Origin of the sequence: Klebsiella sp. JB_Kp042 (genome assembly GCF_040065275.1) — a bacterium.
GTDB lineage: Bacteria > Pseudomonadota > Gammaproteobacteria > Enterobacterales > Enterobacteriaceae > Klebsiella > Klebsiella quasipneumoniae.
Genome location: NZ_JBEAJL010000094.1, coordinates 1 through 21602, shown reverse-complemented (window position 1 = coordinate 21602; position 21602 = coordinate 1). Strand labels below are relative to the sequence as shown.

The window sequence follows — 21602 nt, the reverse complement described above, 5'->3', positions numbered from 1 at the left end:
TTACGGAGAAAGCCCTATCATGAGTGAGATTGAACTCAGCCCGGCGCAGCGCGACCTGCTGCGCGACAGGCTCAGCAAGTACTGCGAAGAGACGTTTAACCTCGAACTGGAGCAGTTTGACGCTGAATTTTTTGTCGACTTTATCGCCCAGGAGCTGGGGCCGCTGTTTTACAACGCCGGTATCGAAGAGGCCATCCGCACCCATCTGGCATGGAGCGAGCGGATCCAGGAAGAGATGGATTTAAAGAAGGTCTATTAACGCCGCGCGCAGACGCAGGAGATCAATAAAAGCATACAAACAACAGGGTTATAATGGCGACTCTTTCAGCATCTCCCGTGTACGGGGAAGGAAAACCATGTCGCTTATCACCGATCTACCCGCCATTTTTGACCAGTTCTCGGAAGCTCGCCAGAAGGGCTTTCTCACCGTCATGGATCTTAAAGAGCAGAACGTGCCGCTGGTGGGCACCTACTGCACCTTTATGCCTCAGGAGATCGCCATGGCGGCGGGGGCCGTGGTGGTCTCGCTGTGCTCCACCTCTGATGAAACCATCGAGGAAGCGGAAAAAGATCTGCCGCGCAACCTCTGTCCGTTAATCAAAAGCAGCTACGGCTTCGGCAAAACCGATAAATGCCCCTACTTCTATTTCTCTGACCTGGTGGTTGGGGAAACCACCTGCGACGGTAAAAAGAAAATGTACGAGTACATGGCCGAGTTCAAGGCGGTCCACGTGATGCAGTTGCCGAACAGCGCCAGCGACGCGGCCTCCCGCGCCCTGTGGAAAGCGGAGATCCTGCGCCTGCAGCAGGTGATTGAGGCGCAGTTTGGCGCGCCGATTAGCGAGGCGGCGCTGCGCGAGGCCATCGTGCTGAAAAACCGCGAACGCCGGGCGCTGGCCCACTTTTATCGTCTCGGGCAGCTCAATCCGCCGGCGCTCAGCGGCGGCGACATCCTGAAAGTGGTGTATGGCGCCACCTTCCGCTTCGACAAAACCGCGCTGATTGACGAGCTCAACGCCATGGCGGAGCGCATCCGTCAGGAGTGGCGGCAGGGTAAACGACTGGCCTCACGCCCGCGCATTCTGATCACCGGCTGCCCGATCGGCGGCGCGGCGGAGAAAGTGGTTCGCGCCATCGAAGAAAACGGCGGCTGGGTGGTGGGCTATGAAAACTGCACCGGCGCGAAGGCTACCGAGCGCTGCGTGGCGGAAGAGGGCGACGTCTACGACGCCTTAACCGATAAATATCTCGCCATCGGCTGCTCCTGTATTTCCCCTAACGATCAGCGCCTGCAGCTGCTGAGCCAGATGGTGGAGGAGTACCAGGCCGACGGGGTAATCGACGTCATCCTGCAGGCCTGCCATACCTATGCCGTGGAATCGCTGGCCATTAAACGCCATCTGCGCCAGCAGCACGACCTTCCTTATATGGCGATTGAAACCGACTATTCGACAGCGGACCTCGGCCAGCTCAGCACCCGCGTCGCCGCCTTTATCGAAATGCTGTAAGGAGCACGCGTGATCTACACGGTTGGTATTGATTCCGGTTCCACCGCCACGAAAGGCATCCTGCTGGCGGACGGGGTGATTACGCGTCGTTTCCTCTGCCCGACCACCTTTCGCCCTGCCGACGCCATCCATGAGGCCTGGGAGACGCTGCGCGCTGGCCTCGCGGAAACGCCCTTTTTAACCCTCACCGGCTATGGCCGCCAGCTGGTGGATTTTGCCGATAAACAGGTGACGGAGATTTCCTGTCATGGCCTCGGCGCCCGCCTGCTGGCGCCGGACACCCGCACGGTGATTGATATTGGCGGCCAAGACAGCAAGGTTATCCAGCTGGATGCCGGGGGCAACCTCAGCGACTTTCTGATGAATGACAAATGCGCCGCCGGCACCGGCCGTTTTCTGGAGGTCATTTCACGAACCCTCGGCGCCAGCGTCGAACAGCTGGACGTCATTACCGACGGCGTGGAACCGCACGCCATCACCAGCATGTGTACGGTATTCGCCGAATCGGAAGTCATCAGCCTGCGGTCGGCCGGGGTCGCGCCGGAGGCGATTCTGGCGGGGGTGATTAACGCCATGGCCCGGCGCAGCGCGAACTTTATCGGCCGCTTATCGGCGCAGGGACCGCTGCTGTTTACCGGCGGCGTCAGCCACTGCGCCGCCTTTGCCCGCATGCTGGAAAGCCATGTCGGCATGGCGGTGACAACCCATCCCGACGCCCAGTATGCCGGGGCGATCGGCGCGGCGCTGATCGGCCAGCGTCGGCGGAGGCGCGGATGACAACCTTTCTGTTTTTATTTCATTCCACGGTGGGAGTGGTGCGCACGCGCAAAGCCCTGCAGGCGGCGGGAATGACCTTCGAGGTCAAAGATATTCCCCGCCAGCTGCGCAGCGGCTGCGGGCTGTGCATCCTGCTGGAGGGGACGGAAGCCGATGCGCGAAGCTGGATCCTGCCGGAGCTGACGGCGGCGTTGTATCAGCAGGACGGGGAAGCGTGGCGCTGTCTCGCCACCTTCCCATCGGCAGGTTAATCGCTTACCACAAAGCGCGTCGCCGCGAAGCAGTTCAGCAGGCGGTGCATCAGAAAGACCAAGGTCAGCGTCACCACCAGCGAGACCGTCACCGAGGTGATGCGGTACAGATCGCTGAATACCAGATCCTGATAGGGATGCAGATTCTGGCCAAACATAATGCCGATGGTGGTGATGCTGGCGAAGCCCACCCCGGCGCCCACTTTCTCCATCACGTGCAGACGGGCGCTGAAGGCCAGCCCGAGGCCAATCAGCGGCATCATCAGGACCATGTGGTTGCTGAAGTCATAGATAATCAACTGCACCACCAAAATATAGAGACAGGCCAGCACCACCCCCGCCACGCGCCAGATCGAGCTGATCACCGCCCCGCGATAGTGCATCGGGAACAGGATCAGGATCCCGGCCATCAGCGCTGACAGCGAGTCGCTGAGATCGCAGATCTGAAACACCACGAAGATGATCGTCGCCACCGTGCCGGAGAGCAGCGACTCGTGGCGAATGCGGGCGGCGTCTTTTTCAAGGCGCGGCGGCGGCTTGCGCGGCTCGACGTCCGGGATCAGGTAATGCAGCAGCGCGCTTAGCGCCACCGCCAGCACGCACGCTTCCATGTTGGAGAACATCAGGGTGTGCCAGTTGCTGGTCGGGTAGCTCATAAAGTTGAGCATCGTGCTCTGACACACCACCCCCATCGACCCCAGCAGAAACAGCGGCCCCTGGCTCATAAAGCGAAAACGCATCACATACAAGGCGAACACCACCAGCGTCATGATCACCGGCCACTGCGACAGATAGCCAACGATCAATACCATTTCGACGCAGTTCACCGCCGCGCTGAATACAAACTGGCGGGCGACATGGCGGTTGAACACCGGCACCAGCGACATCAGCATCAGCGGATAAACCACAAAAAATACGCCGTACTGCACGTCGTAGAAGGTGGAGATGCTGAGGGCAATGGTCCCGGCCACGGCGATACGCACCGTCTGGCGAAAATCATTCGCCGTGTAGACGATATTGCCGTGCGGGGTAAAGACGTGCGCCAGGGTATTAATAGACATAGTGCAACCAGCTCACCAGATGGATCTGCAGGCCGGCGAAGGTGCGGGCGAAAGGTCCCTCGCTATTGTACAGCTGCACCGTGGCGCGGGCGCCGGTCGGCAGCGGTTTCTCCAGCGGCTGATCCAGCGCGACGTGAATGCGCATTCGCTGGGCGTCGCGCACCCAGCGGGTGGACTGTTCCGGCTGCGACAGCTGACCGTTAACTGCCTCCTGCCCCGCCAGAATCCCGGCATCGCTGCTGGTGACATGCGCCGGGAAGACTTCCCCCGGCAGGGCGTCAAAGACCACCGCCGCATCGGTGTTTACCGCGGTGTGGCGCAGGCTCTTCTCACGGAAGTCAGCGACGATATCGGTATTGTTATTGACCAGCGCCAGCACGGCCGTCGCCGCGGTGGCGTAGATCCCCGGGTTAAGCTGCAGGTTGCTGACCATGCCGTCAGTTTCCGCACGCACTTTGGTCCAGGCCAGATTCAGCTGCGCCTCCTCCAGCGCGTTGCGGTATTTCTGCAGGGTGACGTTACGCTTATCGTCGCGCTCGCCGCGCTGGATCAGCAGGTTCTGGATCTGCGCGTTCAGCGCCGAGACCGACTGCTCGCTGGTCTGCCAGGTGGTCCGCACCTTGTCGAGATCGGACTGCGAGACGTTCTGCATGGTGCTCAGGCGCTGATAGCGATCGAGCGTGACCTTATCGTTACGGGCGGTGTACTGCGCGGTGCGCAGGTTGGCGCGGGCGGCGGCGATTTGCGCGTCCAGCTGCTGGTTGCTCAGCTTCGCCTGTTCAAGGGCGATCTGTGCCGCTTCAACTTTATTAATGAATGGCGTTGGGTCGAGCTCATACAGCAGGTCGCCCTTTTTCACCTGGCTATTGTTATGCACGTAGACGTGCGAGACATAGCCGGAGACCCGCGACGAAACCGGGGTCACCACGCGCATGACGGTGGAGTCCGGCGTCAGCGGGATCCAGATATCGGCAACGATAAACCAGGCGAATATTCCCAGAAAAGCGGCAATACTCACCCGTACCCAGCGGGCAAATTTTTGTTCAGGCGTCATCATAGTGTGTTAGATCTTGTTATCTTCTTCGCGGATAGTCCGCAAACGGCAGGCGATTTGATTTAACGTGGCGCTGAAGGTGGCGAGGTCGGCCTCCGGGATGGTCTGGGTTACGCGCTCCTGATAGGTCTCGATCACGCGGCTCAGTTTTTCCAGAATAGCCCGCCCCTCGGCGGTCAGCGTCAGCAGGCGAATGCGTTTGTCATATGGCGATGTGGAACGCAACAGATAGCCCTGCTTTTCCAGTAATGAGAGGGTGCGCGTCAGCGGCGGCAGTTCAATCCCCTGCACCTCCGCCAGTTCGCTGACCGAGACGTTGTCTCCCAGCTGATGCAGCTGCATCAGCACCGTCCAGCTGGACTGGGTGAGTCCCGTATCGGTGATAGCGGAGTCAATAATCGCACGCCACTGGCGCACCACCATGGCCATCCGCATCCCCAGCGGGCGGCGGGCAAACAGTTCGTCTTCAGTCACAGCTTTTCCTCTCATTGTTGAGAAGAAAATAATACTTATCATGGTAAGTATCAAGAAACGGAAGGTCGCGTCGCATCAATTGATAAATTTCGTGAATGTTTCCCCGGCGTCGCCAGCGCTTACCGGGGCAAAGAAGAAATGATGTCTGAAAAAAACCGCACTTTTTAATTGATCTGATCCCGACGCAGGCCGATATCTTTCAGCTGTTCGTCGCTCATTTTCTGCAAAGCTCTGCGCGTTTGCTCCCGAAGCCACCATTTTTTTACAAACCGCGCCAGCAGTACGAAACCGATAAATGGCTGTCTTGCCCTGTTCTCGTGAAATTCCATCCTCTACCTCCTCACCTTGCCAGAGGCTTTATCTTCACGGATTTGGGGGTAAGGAATACAGATTCACAAAACACTTTTCTTTAACATACAGATTAGCTAAAACGTACAGCAGACCCCACTTTTTACGGCCATCTGTACTGGTTATTCCATCTGTATGGCGGCAATTAAGGATACACATGACCCGCTATCAACATCTCGCGACGCTGCTGGCCGAACGCATTGAACAGGGCCTGTATCGCCACGGCGAAAAGCTGCCGTCGGTGCGCAGCCTGAGCCAGGAGCACGGCGTCAGCATCAGCACCGTCCAGCAGGCCTATCAGCTGCTTGAGCAGCAGCAGATGATTGTGCCGCAGCCGCGATCGGGCTATTTCGTCGCCCCCCGCAAGGCCCAGCCGCCGGTGCCGCCGATGTCGCGCCCGGTGCAGCGCCCGGTGGAGATCACCCAGTGGGATCAGGTGCTGACCATGCTCGACGCCCGCTACGATAAAACGATCATCCCCTTCGGCGGCGGCTCGCCGGACGTGACGCAGCCAAGCCTGAAGCCCATCTGGCGCGAACTGAGCCGGGCGATCCAGCACAACCTCACTGAGGTGTTGAACTATGACGAACTGGCCGGGCGCCGCGAGCTGCGGGAGCAGATCGCCCGCCTGATGCTCGACGGCGGATCGGTGGTGACTGCCGACGATCTGGTGCTCACCAGCGGCTGCCACAGCGCGCTGTCGCTGGCCCTGCTGTCGGTGTGCCAGCCTGGGGACATCATCGCCGTGGAATCCCCCTGCTACTACGGCACCATGCAGATGCTGCGCGGACTGGGATTAAAGACGATTGAGATCCCCACCGATCCGGAAACCGGGATCAGCATTGAGGCCCTGGAGCTGGCGCTGGATCAGTGGCCGATCAAAGGGGTGATCCTGGTGCCGAACTGCAACAACCCGCTGGGCTTTATCATGCCGGACGCTCGCAAACGCGCAGTGCTGAACCTGGCCCAGCGCCACGATATCGTTATTTTCGAGGATGATATCTACGGCGAGCTGGCTACCGAGTACCCGCGCCCGCGCACGATTCACTCCTGGGATATCGACGGTCGGGTGATGCTCTGCAGCTCCTTTACCAAAACCATCGCCCCCGGGCTGCGCATCGGCTGGATCGCCCCCGGTCGCTACTACGACAAGCTGCTACAGATGAAGTACGCCGCCAGCGGCACCAACGTCCCCTCCACTCAGCTGGCGGCCTGTAACTTTATTCGCGAAGGCCACTACCACCGTCATGTGCGGCGGATGCGGCAGATCTATCAGCGCAATATGGAGATCTATACCTGCTGGCTGCGGGAATTTTTCCCCTGCGGGATCTGCGTCACCCGGCCGAAGGGGGGTTTTATGCTGTGGGTGGAGCTGCCGGAGCAGGTGGATATGGTCTGCGTCGCCAAACAGCTGTGCCGGCTGAAGATCCAGGTCGCGCCGGGCTCGCTGTTTTCCGCGGCGGGCAAGTATCGCAACTGCGTCAGGATCAACTGCGCCCTGCCGCCGACCGAGAAACATAAAGCGGTGATGGTGAAGCTGGGAGAAGCGGTGAAGGTGGCGATGGAGTGAGGTTTAGCCTGTTCTCCCCGGTGGCGTTGCGCTTACCGGGGCTACAGATGATCCCGCGTCAGCAAAGCGCTTCACTGGTCAAAAAACACCATCCCCCTATACGGCTGTTCGCGGCAGGCGGCCAGACGCTGGGCGAGGCTGCCGACGTGCAGCTCCAGCTTATGGCCGTCGGGGTCGAGGAAGTAGTGTGAGGCGCCTTCGCTGCGGTTCAGCTTCCACACCGCCACGCCGGCAACCTCAAGGCGAGCGGCGAAGCAGGCGAAATCGGCTTCGCTGATGCTAAACGCATAATGGGTGTAATCGCTCTCCTCCGGCGGGGTGATTCGCCGCTGCGGATCCAGCGACAGGCATAGCCACAGATCGCCGCAGGAGAGATAGGCGCCGCTCTCCCAGCGGGCGTGCAGCGTCATACCCAGCAGCTGCTGATAAAACGCCACGCTCGGCGCCAGCTGGCTGACCGCCAGGGTCAGGTGATTCAGTCCGCTCAGCATGTCTGTTCCTCCAGTGAATTCACAATGAACTGACGCAGCCATTGATGCGCCGGGTCGCGGTGCCAGCGCTCGTGCCACAGCATCAGCATCTCAAAGCCGGCGACCGCCAGCGGCGGCTCGACGACCGCCAGCCCGCTCTGCCCGCGCACCAGCCGCTCCGGCAGCACCGCCACCAAATCGCTGTTGCGCAGAGTCTCCAGCATAAACAGGAAATGTGGCACGGAAAGGACAACCCGCCGCGCCAGGCCAAGATTCGCCAGCGCGGTATCGGTCGCCGCGCTGAAGCCGCCCCCATCCGGGGAGACGATCGCTTGCTCCAGCTGACAGAACGTTTCCAGACTCAACCCTTGCCCCAGCGCCGGATGCCCGGCCCGACCCGCCAGCACGTAGCGTTCGCGAAACAGCAGGCGTTGATGCAGCCCCGGCGGCGCGCCCTCGCGGGTATGGAAGCAGAGATCTACTGTATCGCTGGCTGCCTGCTGCTCCAGCCGCGCCGGCTGTAGCTCGAACACCGCCAGCCGACTGCCGGGAGAGGCCAGGCGTAGCCTGCCCAGCATCGGCAGGAGGATCGCCGAGGCCATATAGTCCGTCGCTGCCACCCGCCAGGTCTCCGCCGCCGTCGCCGGATCAAAAGGGCTGACCGGCGCCACCGCCTGCTCCAGCGCGGCTAACGCGGCGCGCAGCGGCTGGCGAAGCTCATCGGCGCGGGCGGTGGGCTGCATGCCGCGCGGGCCCGGCATCAGCAGCGGGTCGGCAAACATCTCCCGTAACCTGGCGAGCTGAATACTCACCGACGGCTGCGACAGATTCAGCCGCTGCGCCGCCCGGGTGACGTTGTTTTCACTGAGCAGCACGTCGAGCGTGCGCAGCAGATTGAGATCCAGACGATGTAAATTAATCACAGCTATACCTGGGATTGAAGTAATTAATTTCTACTATAGCGCCAGCTTTCCTACTCTGCAGATCTTCCCACTTCAGAGGTGATGTTATGAAAGTACTGCTGATTTACGCCCATCCGGAACCGCGCTCCCTCAATGGCGGACTCAAAGATTTCGCCATCCGTCATCTGCAGCAGGCCGGTCATGAAGTCCAGGTGTCCGATCTCTACGCCATGCGCTGGAAGGCCGGGTATGACGCCGACGACAGCGGCGCGCCGCCGGTCGGCGAGTTCTGGCGTCCTACCCTTGATTCAAAACAGGCCTTTTCGCAAGGAACTCAAAGTGCGGATATCGCAGCCGAGCAGGAAAAGCTGCTGTGGGCCGATACGGTGATTTTTCAGTTCCCGCTGTGGTGGTTCTCGATGCCGGCGATCATGAAAGGCTGGATCGACCGGGTATACGCCTGGGGCTTTGCCTATGGCGTCGGCGAGCACAGCGACCGCCACTGGGGCGATCGCTATGGGGAAGGCACCTTCGTCGGCAAGCGGGCAATGCTGATCGTCACCGCCGGCGGCTGGGCGGAACACTATTCACCGCGCGGGATCAATGGCCCCATCGACGACATCCTGTTCCCCATTCAGCACGGTATGCTGTTCTATCCCGGCTTCGAGGTGCTTCCGCCGCTGGTGTTCTACCGCACGGACAAAACCGATGCCGCGCAGTTCGCCGACCAGTGCGCCACCCTGGCCGGGCGGCTGGACACGCTGTGGCAAACTGAGCCCATTCCATTTCGCCGGCAAAATCATGGCGACTATCTGATCCCATCGCTGACGCTTCGCCCGGAGCTGGCGCCGGGGCAAAGCGGCCTGGCGGTGCATCTGCGTAGCAAGTAGCAGACAAACGCTGCCCGTCTTCGCCACCGAGGATGGGTAGTTTATCCGACTCTCTCCAGCCCCAGCATGCCTCGCGCCTGGATAAAGCACAGCAGCAATACACCCCACAGCGCCATCGTCAGATAGGGGCTGATACCGAGGATATTGAACCCACTCTCAATGATCTGCAGCAGGAACAGCGCTAGCACCATCCCGACGATGCGCCCGCTGCCGCCATCCGGATTCACGCCGCCAAGCACCGCCGCGAGGATCGACACCAACAGATACGATTCTCCATAAGACGCTTTGGCTGAGTTCAGCTTCGACATCATCAGAAACGCGGCCACAGCGCAGAGCAGGGCCGAGATGACATATACCCACATCAACACCCGTCGGGTATTGATCCCGGAATAATGGGTCGCCCGCTCGTTGGATCCGATCAACATGATCGCTCGACCCAGCGGGCTTTTCTCCAGCAGCACCCACAGCCCGATCGCCACCACCGCAAAAAGCCACATTGGTAGCGGAATACCAAACCACTGGGCATGATTCAGCCACAGTACCCACTGAGGATAGTTAGCGATGGCGCTGCCGCCGGTGATCAAAATATTTATCCCTTTGAGCAGGGTCATCATACCGAGGGTAGCCAGGATCGGCGAAACACGGATCCCGGCGATCAGTATCCCGTTGCACAGGCCAATGATCATCGCCGCCCCTCCGCCGGCCAGCAGCGTCGCCAGCGCAGTGGCGGCACCCGGTGGATAGCTTGTCGCTACCCAGGCCATCACCAGCGAGCAGGCGTTGGCGGTCGCGATAATTGACAGATTAATGCCGCCGCAAAGCATGGTCATTGCCATCGCCAGCGCCAGGATCCCCAACACCGGCATTTGCGAGGCAATCGACTGGAAATTAGTGACAGACCAGAAGATGTTTGGCATGGCAATGCTAAAGGCGATAACCGTCAGCAGCAGCAGGCCGATCAGGTAAAACTCAACGTTATTGCGCCATGATTTTTTCATAACAAGCTCCGGTTCTGATGCTGGCTCCAGGCCGTTACGCTGATACTGACGACGATGATCGCCCCGGTAATCAGGGTCTGCCAGTAGGAGGAGACCCCCAGCAGGTTCAGGCCGTTCTGCATCACCGCCAGTAAAATCACCCCCAGCAGCGTACCGGTGAGGGTTCCGCGCCCGCCAATCAGGCTGGTACCGCCCAGCACCACCGCGGCCAGCACCGTCAGCTCATAGCCCAGCAATGAATCCGGCGCGACAGTCATCACTGTCCATGCCTGCACGACACCTGCGGCCCCCGACATCAGCCCCATGTAGCCATAAACGAACAACTGCAGGCGGAGCACACTGAAGCCGACGCGGCTGGCGGATTCCCGGTTGCCGCCCATGGCATAGATCTTGCGGCCAACGGTGGTGAAATTCATGATAAACGCGGTCAACAACACCACCGCTATCATCGTCAGCAGCGGCAGCCCCAGGCCGTAATCGTAACCATCGGCATCGGTGTATTTGAACAGCATGACCCCCTTTTCAAACCACGGGGGGAAGTCATAGAGCCAGACACCTTTGCTTAACCACAGCAGCAAACCGTAGAAAATATTGAGCGTGGAAATGGTGATAATGATCGAGGGGACCCGCAGACGATTGACCAACAGCGCGTTAACCAGCCCCAGTAGCACGCCGATACCGCCGGCAAGCACAAAGGCCACCGCGAAGTTGCCGCCCACTTTTTGCAGCATCACCACCATGCCGTACTGGGCGATAATGGTCATGGCCGGGAAGGAGATATCAATCCCGCCGGCGATCAGCACCACGAACAGGCCACAGGCGAGGATAGTCAGCATCGCGTAGTTATTAGCGAGGTCGTAAATATTACCGAAAGTGAAAAATTCCTCACTGCGCCAGCCCAGCATCAGGCACAGCGCGATAATAAACATACCTAACCAGAATTCATGTTGTTTCAACAGATTAGCCATTAACCACCTCCGCTATCTGCTGTTGGTTACTGCTGTCCGGCAGGAAGCTATGCGTCAATTCGCCCTGCTTCATCACCAGGATGCGATGACTCTGGTACCACGCCTCTTCGATCTCGTCACAAATCATCAGCACGGCGATGCCATGGGCAGCCAAATCGCTGATGATATGATAGATCCCGGCTTTGTTTGCGATATCCACCCCCACCGTCGGGCTATCAAGGATCAGCAGCTTAGGGGCGATCGCCAGCCATTTGGCGATAGAGACGCGTTGGGCATTGCCGCCGGAGAGGGTATTCACCGGCAAATGCGTATCCGGCGCTTTAATGGTCAACGCGTTGACCATTCTCGTGACCAGTTGCTGAGCTTTACTGTCACTCAATAGTCCGCAAGTGCCTTTCACTTTATGAAACACCGTGCTGATGATGTTATTTTCAATCGACTGACTCATCACCAGGCCGCGTGACATACGGTCCTCAGAGACATAGCCGATACCGTGGCGGATAGCGTCCTGATTGCTACGCAACCGCACCGGTTGGCCATTTATCAGGATCTCGCCGCTGTCGGGGCGGGTCATGCCGAAAAGGCTCAGGCACAACTCTGTTCGCCCCGCACCCAGCAGGCCGACTATCGACACCACTTCTCCGGCTTCGACCTTCAGAGAGACGTTGTGATATTCCCCCTTGCGGCTGAGATTGCGCACTTCCAGTACCGGCGTGCTGCCCTTCCCTTGCCACAGCTCGCGCACCTGATAATCAAACTCCTGGCCCGTCATCAGAAAACCGAGTCGCCGAGTAGTCACCTCTGCTGCCGGTAAGGTGCCGACCAGATTGCCATCCTTCAGCACGCTGATGCGATCCGATACGGCCATGACCTCTTCCAGACGGTGGCTAACGAAGACGATGCAGATCCCCCTCTCACGTAGCTGGCGCACGACATTCAGTAGTCCCTCCACTTCCTGATGGGTCAATGAGGCCGTGGGTTCATCCATAATGATAAGCCGGGCGTCCTGCGCCAGCGCGCGGCAGATCGCCACCAGCTGGCAGCGGGCGATGGAGAGCGACTCAACGGTGGCATCAAGCGGCAGCGAGACGTTAATACTCCGCATCGCCTGCTCCGCACTGCGCCGCAGTTCGCTGCGCTTTACCAGCACGCCGCGGTGATAGTGGTTGATGGCAATGTTCTCCCACACGCTGAGATTGGGAAACAGCGACAGATCCTGATAAATCACCTGGATCCCATGGGCGACAGAGGCCGCAGGCGTCAGTCTGGGCCACGTCTTGCCGCCCAGCTCCATCGCCGCGCCCTCATCCGGGCGATAGACGCCGGAGATAATTTTGATCAACGTCGACTTCCCGCAACCGTTCTGCCCGGCCAGGCAGTGTACTTCCCCGGGCATAAAATCGATGCTGATATCATTGAGCGCGCGGTTGGCGTGGAAGGTTTTGCTGACGTGACGAAGGGAAAGGAAAGGTTCCATAACATCCCCTGGCAGGTTAAGCCGGGGCGCCAGGCGCCCCGGAAGATGGATTAGTAGAGCGAATCAATATTGTCTTTATTTACCAGCAGCACTTTATGGAAGCGGATAATATGCTTGTCGCTATCGACATCCGCTTTACCGAGCTCTTTCAGTTCAAATCCTGGCTCAATGGATTTGCCGTTCAGCAGGGTGCTGGCGACGGCCGCGAGGGCATAGCCGGCTGTCGCCGGATCGTAGGTAATGCCTTCTGTAATATCACCACTCTTAATGAGGGAGGCCGCCTGCGATGGGATCATCATCCCGTAGACCGCAACTTTGTTTTTCGCACGCTTCTCTTTCACCGCGCGCCCCGCGCCAATCGGACCATTCGAACCAAAAGAGACCACCGCTTTCAAATCCGGATAAGTTTTCATTAGATCGAGCGTGGTACGGCGGGAATCATCAACACTTTCCGCTACCGGCATGCGGCGGGTGACTTCATGCATGTCCGGATAATGCTCTTTTTGGTATTTCACCAGCAGATCGGCCCACAGGTTGTGCTGCGGTACCGTAAGACTACCTACATAGATAACGTAGCCGCCTTTGCCACCCATCCGCTTGGCCATATGCTCCACATATTCAGCGGCGAACTTCTCGTTATCGATGATCTCCACATCCCAGTTGGCGCTCGGCTGCCCGGGCGATTCGTTGGTCAGCACGACGATGCCGGCGTCACGGGCTTTTTTGAATACCGGCTCCAGCACGTTGGCATCGTTAGGCACGATAGTGATGGCATCCACTTTACGTGCAATCAGGTCCTCAATAATTTTCACCTGCTGCGGCGCGTCGGTGCTGGACGGCCCAACCTGAGAGGCGTTGAGGTTAAACTCTTTCCCAGCCTGGACTACCCCTTCACCCATCCGGTTAAACCATGGCATGCCATCTACTTTTGAAATATTGACTACCGTTTTTTCCGCCGCATATACCGGCGCGGAAATAAGCGCAGCCCCCAACAGCAAGGATGAAAAAATATTAACGACCAGACGTTTATGCATAATAATTAGCCTCAATACGTTGTAGTCAGACAGGGGTATGACGCAAAATGGAAAAAAGATATAAATAGTAATAATGTTAATAATTTAGAAGAGAATAAACACAAGCTGTAACAGCAGACAGGTAGTATCCAGCTATAAATATGGATAATAATACTATAATCCTGTGACGTGAGCTTTTTCACAAAAAGCCTGCAACATACTTTATTGTTCCATAATAATTATCAGGTCTATGAGAAAACCTATTTTCCCGTCTGGTCATTTACCGCAAAACAACAAAAAAATAATACCAGAAAAATCATATGGTTTTTGATTGCGCTCTTGGCCTATTCCGTGGCAGGATAAAAAGATGAACAGAAACGCGATCGTAACCTATCCCCGCCGTTGGTGGCTGCCTGCATAACAGGCGGCACGATACACGTTTCCATTTTCAAAGCCGCCGGAAGGCGGCTTTGGTGTTTTCAGGACGTCTTTCGGCTGAACAGTCTGATAAGGAGTCCCTGATGAACCATCCGCAAACCATCCTCACTGGCGACCGCCCCACCGGCCAGCTACATCTTGGCCACTACGTCGGCTCGCTGCGCCAGCGCGTCGCGCTGCAGCACGACCACCAGCAGTTTATCCTTATCGCCGACCTGCAAGGGCTCACTGACAACGGCAGCAACCCGCAAAAAATAAGCCATCATATCCTCGAAGTGATGGCCGATTATCTGGCCGTCGGCATTGACCCCAGGCTCACCACGATCTGCCTGCAGTCCGCCCTGCCCGCGCTGGTGGAGCTCAGCGCGCTGTATATGAATATCGTCACCGTCGCCCGCGTGGAACGTAATCCGACGGTCAAAAATGAGATTGCCCAGAAGGGATTCGCCCGTTCGCTGCCGGTGGGCTTTCTCGCCTATCCGATTAGCCAGGCGGCAGATATCACCGCCTTCAAAGCCGAACTGGTGCCAGTGGGCGACGATCAGCTACCGATGATTGAGCAGACCAACGAGATCGTCCACAAGATGAATAGCCTCACCGGCGCGCCAGTGCTGCGCCACTGCAAGGCGCTACTCAGCGAAGTGAGCCGCCTGCCGGGCGTCGACGGCAACGCCAAAATGTCGAAATCGCTGGGCAATACGCTGACGTTATCGGCCAGTGAAGAGGAGATCCACCGCGCGGTCAGCGCGATGTATACCGACCCGACGCACCTGAGAGTCAGCGATCCGGGGCATGTCGACGGCAACGTGGTGTTCACCTATCTCGACGCTTTCCATAGCGATAAGGCACTGGTGGCTGAGATGAAAGACCACTATCAGCGCGGCGGGCTGGGGGATCGCCAGTGTAAAAATGAACTGGAAACCTGCCTGCAGGCGCTCCTGGCGCCGATCCGCGAACGGCGGGCCACCTTTATTCAGGATAAAGGGATGTTGCTGGAATTGTTGCGTCAGGGCAGCGAGCGCGCCCACCAGTTGACGCAGCAGACGCTGCATGAAGTGAAACGAGGTCTGGGGCTGCCGGTCCTGTTCTGAGGTGATGAAAGGTTTCCGGTAGTGGATATTTTGTTAACGCGTCGACAAGACCCTGCCTTTAGTGTGGACAACACCGCCGCGGATGTTACTATCACGTTAACGGTAGCTCTCACTATGCGTGTTTCATTAAGGCCAGGATCGCTGATGATGACCACATAAGTAGTACAGCGTTCGGCTGCGCATCGACGCGGTAGAGCGCTGCGTCAGCGGCCCTTCCCCACTCATTCGTCCTTCGCAAGGAGGACGCTCCGCCCGTCGGAGAAGACACGCGTATCACTTCGCACAGGGAATCAAGCGAGTCGCGTATGGACAAAATAAAGAAACGTTGGACAGGGTATTTTGTCGGCTTACTGGTGGTACTCGCCGCCGCTGCATGGTGGCTGCTGCGCCCGCCGGGCCTCCCGGAGGGTTTTGCCAGTAGCAACGGACGAATCGAAGCCACCGAGGTGGATATTGCCAGCAAAATCGCCGGGCGTATCGACACCATTCTGGTCAAAGAGGGTCAGTTCGTGCACCAGGGAGAGGTGCTGGCGAGAATGGATACCCGTGTACTGAACGAGCAGCGTCTTGAAGCCGCCGCGCAAATCAAGGAAGCGGAAAGCGCGGTCCTGGCCGCCAGAGCCTTGCTCGATCAGCGGCAAAGTGAAATGCGCGCCAGCGAAGCGGTAGTGAAGCAGCGTCAGGCGGAGCTCGACTCCACGGCGAAACGTCACGTCCGCTCGCACACTCTCTCCCAGCGCGGCGCCGTCTCCGCTCAGCAGCTGGATGACGATCGCGCCGCGGCGGAGAGCGCTCGCGCGGCGCTGGAGTCGGCGAAAGCCCAGGTCTCTGCCGCCCGCGCCGCCATCGAGGCCGCCCGCACCAGTATTATTCAGGCGCAAACCCGCGTCGAAGCCGCCCAGGCGACCGAGCGGCGGATCCTCGCCGATATTGACGATAGCGAGCTGAAAGCCCCCCGCGACGGCCGTATTCAGTATCGCGTCGCCGAGCCCGGCGAAGTGCTGGCCGCCGGTGGTCGGGTGCTGAATATGGTCGATCTCGCCGACGTCTATATGACTTTCTTTCTGCCCACCGAACAGGCAGGTCTGCTGGCGCTCGGCAGCGAAGCGCGCTTGATCCTCGATGCCGCTCCGGATCTGGTGATCCCGGCCAATATCAGCTTTGTCGCCAGCGTCGCCCAGTTCACGCCGAAAACGGTGGAGACCCGCGACGAGCGCCTCAAACTGATGTTCCGCGTCAAAGCGCGCATCCCGCCGGAGCTGCTGGCGCAGCACCTGGAGCATGTCAAAACCGGTCTGCCCGGCATGGCTTACGTGCGGCTGGATAACCAGCAGTCCTGGCCTGAAGCCCTGACGGTGAGGTTGCCGCAATGATACTGACGCCACAGGATACCTCGCCCCCCGTCGCCCGGCTGGACAACGTTGGCCAGCGCTTCGGCACCACCGTGGCGCTGCGGGATATCAGTCTGGCGATCCCGGCGCGGCGCATGGTCGGCCTGATTGGCCCGGACGGCGTCGGCAAATCGAGCCTGCTCTCTCTCATCGCCGGGGCGCGGGCCATTGAGCAGGGTAACGTGATGGTGCTCGGCGGGGATATGCGCGACGTTCATCACCGCCGCGAGGTGTGCCCGAAGATTGCCTGGATGCCGCAGGGGCTGGGGAAAAACCTCTATCACACCCTTTCGGTGTATGAAAACGTCGACTTCTTCGCCCGCCTGTTTGGCCACGATAAAGCCGAACGCGAATCTCGTATCAACGAGCTGCTGCAGAGCACCGGGCTGGCGCCGTTTCGCGATCGCCCGGCGGGTAAGCTCTCCGGCGGGATGAAGCAAAAGCTGGGGCTCTGTTGCGCCCTTATCCACGACCCGCAGCTGCTGATCCTCGATGAACCCACCACCGGCGTCGACCCGCTTTCCCGGGCGCAGTTCTGGGAGCTTATCGACAGCATTCGTCAGCGCCAGCCGGAGATGAGCGTACTGGTGGCTACCGCCTACATGGAAGAGGCTGAGCGCTTTGACTGGCTGGTGGCGATGAACGCCGGCGAGGTGCTGGCGACCGGTACCGCTGCGGAGCTGAAAGCGCAGACCGGCAGTCAGACGCTGGAGCAGGCGTTTATCGCCCTGCTGCCGGAAGCGCAGCGCCAGGCGCATAAGGCAGTGGTAATCCCGCCGCGCGACGACCGCGAGGAAGAGATCGCCATCGAAGCCCGTGGGCTGACCATGCGCTTTGGCGACTTCGTCGCCGTCGACCACGTTAACTTCCGCATCGCCCGCGGTGAAATCTTCGGCTTCCTCGGCTCCAACGGCTGCGGCAAATCCACCACCATGAAGATGCTCACCGGCCTGCTGCCCGCCAGCGAAGGCGAAGCCTGGCTGTTCGGCCAGCCGGTCGACCCGAAAGATATCGCTACCCGCCAGCGGGTGGGCTATATGTCGCAGGCTTTCTCGCTCTATAGCGAACTGACCGTCCGGCAAAACCTCGAACTGCACGCCCGCCTGTTTCATATTCCGGACGGCGAGATCCCCGGTCGGGTGGCGGAAATGAGCGAGCGCTTCATGCTCAGCGAGGTGGAAGACGCCCTGCCCACCGCCCTGCCGTTGGGCATCCGTCAGCGTCTGTCGCTGGCGGTGGCGGTCATCCATCGCCCGGAAATGCTGATCCTCGACGAACCCACCTCCGGGGTCGATCCGGTGGCACGGGATATGTTCTGGCAGCTGATGGTCGACCTCGCGCGTCAGGATCGGGTGACCATTTTTATCTCCACCCACTTTATGAATGAGGCAGAACGCTGCGACCGCATCTCGCTGATGCACGCCGGCAAGGTGCTGGCCAGCGATACGCCGCAGGCGCTGGTCGAGCAGCGCGGTGCCGCCAGCCTCGAAGAGGCGTTTATCGCCTGGCTCCAGGAGGCGCAGCCAACCGCCGCAGCTCCTGAGGAACCTGCGCCAGCTGCAGCATCCCATCCAGAACGCGCGGCCCCGCGCCAGGCCTTCAGTCTGCAACGGCTGTTCAGCTACAGCCGCCGCGAAGCGCTGGAACTGCGCCGCGATCCGGTGCGCTCGACGCTGGCGCTGCTGGGAACGGTGATCCTGATGTTTATCATGGGCTATGGGATCAGCATGGACGTCGAGGATCTGCGCTTTGCGGTACTCGACCGCGATCAAACACTGAGCAGTCAGGGCTGGTCGCAGAATATCGCTGGCTCACGCTACTTTATCGAACAGGCGCCGCTGCGCAGTTACGATGAGCTCGACCGGCGGATGCGCGACGGCGAGCTGGCGGTGGCGATAGAGATCCCGCCGAACTTTGGCCGCGATATCGCCCGCGGCACGCCGGTGCAAATCGGCGTCTGGGTGGATGGCGCAATGCCAAACCGCGCGGAAACGGTACGCGGCTACGTGCAGGCCATGCATCTGGCCTGGCTGCAGGAGATGGCCGCCCGGCAGAGCAGTCCGCAGCGCGCTACCTCTCTCATCTCCATTGAGACCCGCTATCGCTATAATCCGGACGTGAGGAGCCTGCCGGCCATCGTCCCGGCGGTGATCCCGCTGCTGCTGATGATGATCCCGGCGATGCTCAGCGCCCTGAGCGTGGTACGCGAGAAGGAGCTCGGGTCGATCATCAACCTGTACGTGACGCCGACCACCCGCAGCGAATTCCTGCTCGGCAAGCAGGTGCCTTACATCGTACTGGGAATGTTTAACTTCTTTTTGCTGTGCGCGCTGTCGGTCTTCGTCTTTGGCGTATCACATAAGGGCAGCTTCCTGACGCTGAGCCTGGCGGCGCTGCTCTATGTCACCATCGCCACCGGACTGGGACTGCTGATCTCAACCTTTATGAAGAGCCAAATCGCCGCCATCTTCGGCACCGCCATCATTACGCTCATCCCGGCGACCCAGTTCTCCGGGATGATCGATCCGGTGGCGTCGCTGGAAGGCCCCGGGCGCTGGATTGGACAAATCTACCCGACCAGCCACTTCCTGACTATCGCCCGCGGCACCTTCTCCAAGGCGCTGAATCTCAGCGATTTGTGGGGCTCCTTTATTCCCCTACTGATTGCGGTGCCGCTGGTGCTCGGGCTGAGCGTGTTGCTGCTGAAGAAGCAGGAGGGGTGATGCGCGGATTACGTAATATTTATAACCTCGGCGTTAAAGAGCTGCGCAGCCTGCTGGGTGATAAAGCGATGCTGGCGCTGATCGTGTTTGCTTTTACCGTGTCGGTGTACTCCTCAGCTACGGTGATGCCCGGCTCGCTGCACCTGGCGCCGATTGCGGTTGCCGATATGGATAAGTCGCAGCTCTCTTCACGCATCATTAACGCTTTCTACCGCCCCTGGTTTCTCGAACCGGAGCTGATCACCGCTGATGAGATGGACGCCGGCCTGGATGCCGGGCGCTACACTTTCGCCATCAATATTCCGCCAAATTTCCAGCGCGATGTGCTGGCCGGCCGCCAGCCGGAAGTGCAGGTCAACGTCGACGCCACGCGCATGAGCCAGGCCTTTACCGGCAACGGCTATATCCAGAATATTATTAACGGCGAAGTAAACGGCTTCATTGCCCGCTACCGGGAGAACAGCGTGCTGCCAGTAGAGCTGGCGGTAAGAATGCGCTTTAACCCTAACCTGGAACAGGAGCGCTTTGGCGCGGTGATGGCGATCATCAACAACATCACCATGCTGGCTATTGTCCTCACCGGCTCGGCGCTGATCCGCGAGCGCGAGCACGGTACCATCGAGCACCTGCTGGTGATGCCGGTTACGCCATTTGAGATCATGATGGCCAAGATCTGGTCGATGGGGCTGGTGGTGCTGGTGGTCTCCGGGCTGTCGCTGCTGCTGATGGTTCAGGGGATTTTGCAGGTGCCCATTGAGGGGTCGATTCCACTGTTTATGCTGGGGGTGGCGCTCAGCCTGTTCGCCACCACCTCGATCGGCATTTTTATGGGCACCCTCGCCCGCTCGATGCCGCAGCTGGGGCTGCTGATGATCCTGGTGCTGCTGCCGCTGCAGATGCTCTCTGGCGGCTCCACGCCCCGGGAAAGTATGCCGCAGCTGGTTCAGGATATCATGTTGACCATGCCGACCACCCACTTCGTCAGTCTGGCGCAGGCGATTCTGTACCGCGGCGCCAGCTTCAGTATCGTCTGGCCGCAGTTCTTAACCTTGCTGGCTATCGGAGCGGTGTTCTTTACTATCGCCCTGCTGCGTTTTCGCAAAACGATTGGTCAGATGGCGTAAGGGCTTAAGAAGGGCCGTCGACTCCCGGCGGCCCGAATGGTTTATTTGTGGCGATTCATAAAGTGGCGAAGACCCCAGGTGAAGGCCATCGCCATGCTGAAGAGAATGAACAGCAGCACCACCCAGCTGATGGAGATGCGCAGCAGCGTGCCGGGGTTCATAAACGGCTGCAGATAGACAGTGAAGGACTGGGCGGGTGATTTCCCCAGCAGTTCATACAGGTTATCCGTCAGCCACACGCCGACCCGGCAGAACAGCCAGATTATCGCTGGCCAGCAGAGCAGCACCAGAAAGGTAAAGCGCTCCTGAAGGTAGGTGAAGAGCCGGCGCAACGGCGACCAGTTAAGCAGGATTTTCATTTCTATTCTCATATTGCCAGCCGATAACCAGAGCAGATAGCGCAAGGTACGTCGGACAGCATCCATACAGGCAATCATCCCTCTTTGTATATCAAATTTGCTGTCATATAAACCAGATCAAGTTAACAAAGTGTTAATGATATAGCGCATCAAGCCCAAAAACCGGCAAGATGCATACCCATTGTTGCAATAAATGGGGAGTGAAGTCCTCAGCGGCGGAAATAATTTCGTAATTTCGCTAACGCGTTAATATCCCGAAAGAAGAAGCAGCGCTATTATTTCGCAGAGCACAAGATAATAGCGCTGAAATAGAGAGAGATATTTAACCGTAGCTACTGATAATTATTTTTCGACTCGTATCATTGGATAAATTCACGGTACGAGCGACCACACCACGCGCGTAATTCTCAGTATTTTTCGAGGCAAAAAGATAGGTATTTTATCCGCAGCGTTGCAGAGGTTGTTTATTCACCATACCCGTGTTGCAGGTTTCTGACACCACCCGCCCGGAGAGCGTCAGGTTGGCGGATTAGCGAAGCAGTAGCAGGACTTCAGACGATATTTTTCCTGAGTCGGTGCTGCATATCTTGTCCGCGCCACAGGGGCGTAGCCCCATGTCAGATCCGTAGCCCCGGTAAGCGCAGCGCCACCGGGGAGATATACCCCACACAGCAAAAAACCCCGCACCTTTCGGGACGGGGTTCTTTTTAAACGC

21 protein-coding genes are annotated in these 21602 nt (G+C 59.0%); 10 read left to right on the top strand and 11 right to left on the bottom strand.

Annotation, left to right across the window (positions count from 1 at the left end):
- Positions 1–19: 19 nt before the first annotated feature.
- From ABLV54_RS18045 to ABLV54_RS18030, 4 genes are all read left to right on the top strand, one after another.
- On the top strand, positions 20–259 hold the full coding sequence (locus ABLV54_RS18045; protein ID WP_004204157.1) for a DUF2164 domain-containing protein: 240 nt from the start codon (positions 20–22) through the stop codon (positions 257–259).
- Between the two features lie 97 nt (positions 260–356).
- Positions 357–1508, top strand: a complete 1152-nt coding sequence (locus ABLV54_RS18040; protein WP_032454751.1) for a double-cubane-cluster-containing anaerobic reductase — start codon at positions 357–359, stop codon at positions 1506–1508.
- A gap of 9 nt (positions 1509–1517) precedes the next feature.
- Positions 1518–2285, top strand: coding sequence for a putative 2-hydroxyacyl-CoA dehydratase activator YjiL (yjiL, locus tag ABLV54_RS18035; protein ID WP_050534055.1), 768 nt, complete (start codon positions 1518–1520; stop codon positions 2283–2285).
- Entirely contained in the window at positions 2282–2536 is a 255-nt protein-coding gene (locus tag ABLV54_RS18030; RefSeq protein WP_044525274.1) for a DUF3343 domain-containing protein, read from the top strand. Before yjiL ends, ABLV54_RS18030 begins: the two co-directional genes overlap by 4 nt.
- On the opposite strand, the gene ABLV54_RS18025 is transcribed toward ABLV54_RS18030, so the two are convergent.
- The 4 genes from ABLV54_RS18025 to ABLV54_RS18010 form a co-directional block, all read right to left on the bottom strand.
- The gene (locus tag ABLV54_RS18025; protein WP_023291832.1) at positions 2533–3597 is read right to left on the bottom strand and encodes a DUF2955 domain-containing protein; all 1065 of its coding nucleotides are present in this window, start codon (positions 3595–3597) and stop codon (positions 2533–2535) included. The two genes, ABLV54_RS18030 and ABLV54_RS18025, sit on opposite strands and share 4 nt — an antisense overlap.
- Entirely contained in the window at positions 3587–4654 is a 1068-nt protein-coding gene (locus ABLV54_RS18020) for an HlyD family secretion protein (RefSeq protein ID WP_023291831.1), read from the bottom strand. Before ABLV54_RS18020 ends, ABLV54_RS18025 begins: the two co-directional genes overlap by 11 nt.
- Positions 4655–4660: 6 nt before the next feature.
- The gene (locus tag ABLV54_RS18015; RefSeq protein WP_023291830.1) at positions 4661–5125 is read right to left on the bottom strand and encodes a MarR family transcriptional regulator; all 465 of its coding nucleotides are present in this window, start codon (positions 5123–5125) and stop codon (positions 4661–4663) included.
- A 164-nt stretch (positions 5126–5289) separates the two neighbouring features.
- On the bottom strand, positions 5290–5454 hold the full coding sequence (locus tag ABLV54_RS18010) for a DUF1127 domain-containing protein (RefSeq protein ID WP_044525273.1): 165 nt from the start codon (positions 5452–5454) through the stop codon (positions 5290–5292).
- 176 nt (positions 5455–5630) lie between these two features.
- Here ABLV54_RS18010 and ABLV54_RS18005 point away from each other — a divergent pair, with 176 nt between their 5' ends.
- Positions 5631–7043, top strand: a complete 1413-nt coding sequence (locus tag ABLV54_RS18005) for a PLP-dependent aminotransferase family protein (RefSeq protein WP_023291829.1) — start codon at positions 5631–5633, stop codon at positions 7041–7043.
- Between the two features lie 71 nt (positions 7044–7114).
- Here the strand turns inward: ABLV54_RS18005 and fosA are convergent, their stop codons facing one another.
- Positions 7115–7534 carry a FosA5 family fosfomycin resistance glutathione transferase gene (gene fosA, locus ABLV54_RS18000; protein WP_044525272.1) on the bottom strand — a complete coding sequence of 140 codons (420 nt, stop codon included), beginning with the start codon at positions 7532–7534 and terminating at the stop codon, positions 7115–7117.
- A complete protein-coding gene (locus ABLV54_RS17995) occupies positions 7528–8436 on the bottom strand; it encodes a LysR family transcriptional regulator (RefSeq protein WP_050534056.1) in 909 nt (302 codons plus the stop codon). Before ABLV54_RS17995 ends, fosA begins: the two co-directional genes overlap by 7 nt.
- A gap of 86 nt (positions 8437–8522) precedes the next feature.
- On the opposite strand from ABLV54_RS17995, the gene ABLV54_RS17990 reads away from it, so the two are divergent.
- The gene (locus ABLV54_RS17990) at positions 8523–9305 is read left to right on the top strand and encodes an NAD(P)H-dependent oxidoreductase (protein WP_050534057.1); all 783 of its coding nucleotides are present in this window, start codon (positions 8523–8525) and stop codon (positions 9303–9305) included.
- Positions 9306–9346: 41 nt separating this feature from the next.
- Here ABLV54_RS17990 and ABLV54_RS17985 read toward each other — a convergent pair whose 3' ends face one another.
- From ABLV54_RS17985 to ABLV54_RS17970, 4 genes are read right to left on the bottom strand one after another with little or no spacing between them, the layout of a single operon-like run.
- Complete coding sequence (locus ABLV54_RS17985) at positions 9347–10303, bottom strand: ABC transporter permease (protein ID WP_023291825.1); 957 nt, start codon at positions 10301–10303, stop codon at positions 9347–9349.
- On the bottom strand, positions 10300–11271 hold the full coding sequence (locus tag ABLV54_RS17980) for an ABC transporter permease (protein WP_023291824.1): 972 nt from the start codon (positions 11269–11271) through the stop codon (positions 10300–10302). The genes ABLV54_RS17985 and ABLV54_RS17980 overlap by 4 nt, the downstream gene beginning before the upstream one ends.
- Positions 11264–12748 carry a sugar ABC transporter ATP-binding protein gene (locus tag ABLV54_RS17975; protein WP_050534058.1) on the bottom strand — a complete coding sequence of 495 codons (1485 nt, stop codon included), beginning with the start codon at positions 12746–12748 and terminating at the stop codon, positions 11264–11266. Before ABLV54_RS17975 ends, ABLV54_RS17980 begins: the two co-directional genes overlap by 8 nt.
- Positions 12749–12798: 50 nt before the next feature.
- Positions 12799–13782, bottom strand: a complete 984-nt coding sequence (locus ABLV54_RS17970; RefSeq protein ID WP_023291822.1) for an autoinducer 2 ABC transporter substrate-binding protein — start codon at positions 13780–13782, stop codon at positions 12799–12801.
- A 500-nt stretch (positions 13783–14282) separates the two neighbouring features.
- Here ABLV54_RS17970 and trpS point away from each other — a divergent pair, with 500 nt between their 5' ends.
- The 4 genes from trpS (at position 14283) to ABLV54_RS17950 (ending at position 20528) form a co-directional block, all read left to right on the top strand.
- On the top strand, positions 14283–15290 hold the full coding sequence (trpS, locus tag ABLV54_RS17965; protein ID WP_135704457.1) for a tryptophan--tRNA ligase: 1008 nt from the start codon (positions 14283–14285) through the stop codon (positions 15288–15290).
- Between the two features lie 305 nt (positions 15291–15595).
- Positions 15596–16663, top strand: a complete 1068-nt coding sequence (locus ABLV54_RS17960; RefSeq protein WP_050534060.1) for an HlyD family efflux transporter periplasmic adaptor subunit — start codon at positions 15596–15598, stop codon at positions 16661–16663.
- On the top strand, positions 16660–19404 hold the full coding sequence (rbbA, locus tag ABLV54_RS17955; protein ID WP_231791863.1) for a ribosome-associated ATPase/putative transporter RbbA: 2745 nt from the start codon (positions 16660–16662) through the stop codon (positions 19402–19404). Before ABLV54_RS17960 ends, rbbA begins: the two co-directional genes overlap by 4 nt.
- Entirely contained in the window at positions 19404–20528 is a 1125-nt protein-coding gene (locus tag ABLV54_RS17950) for an ABC transporter permease (protein WP_048336335.1), read from the top strand. Before rbbA ends, ABLV54_RS17950 begins: the two co-directional genes overlap by 1 nt.
- A gap of 41 nt (positions 20529–20569) precedes the next feature.
- On the opposite strand, the gene ABLV54_RS17945 is transcribed toward ABLV54_RS17950, so the two are convergent.
- Positions 20570–20887, bottom strand: a complete 318-nt coding sequence (locus ABLV54_RS17945) for a hypothetical protein (protein WP_050534062.1) — start codon at positions 20885–20887, stop codon at positions 20570–20572.
- Positions 20888–21602: the final 715 nt, after the last annotated feature.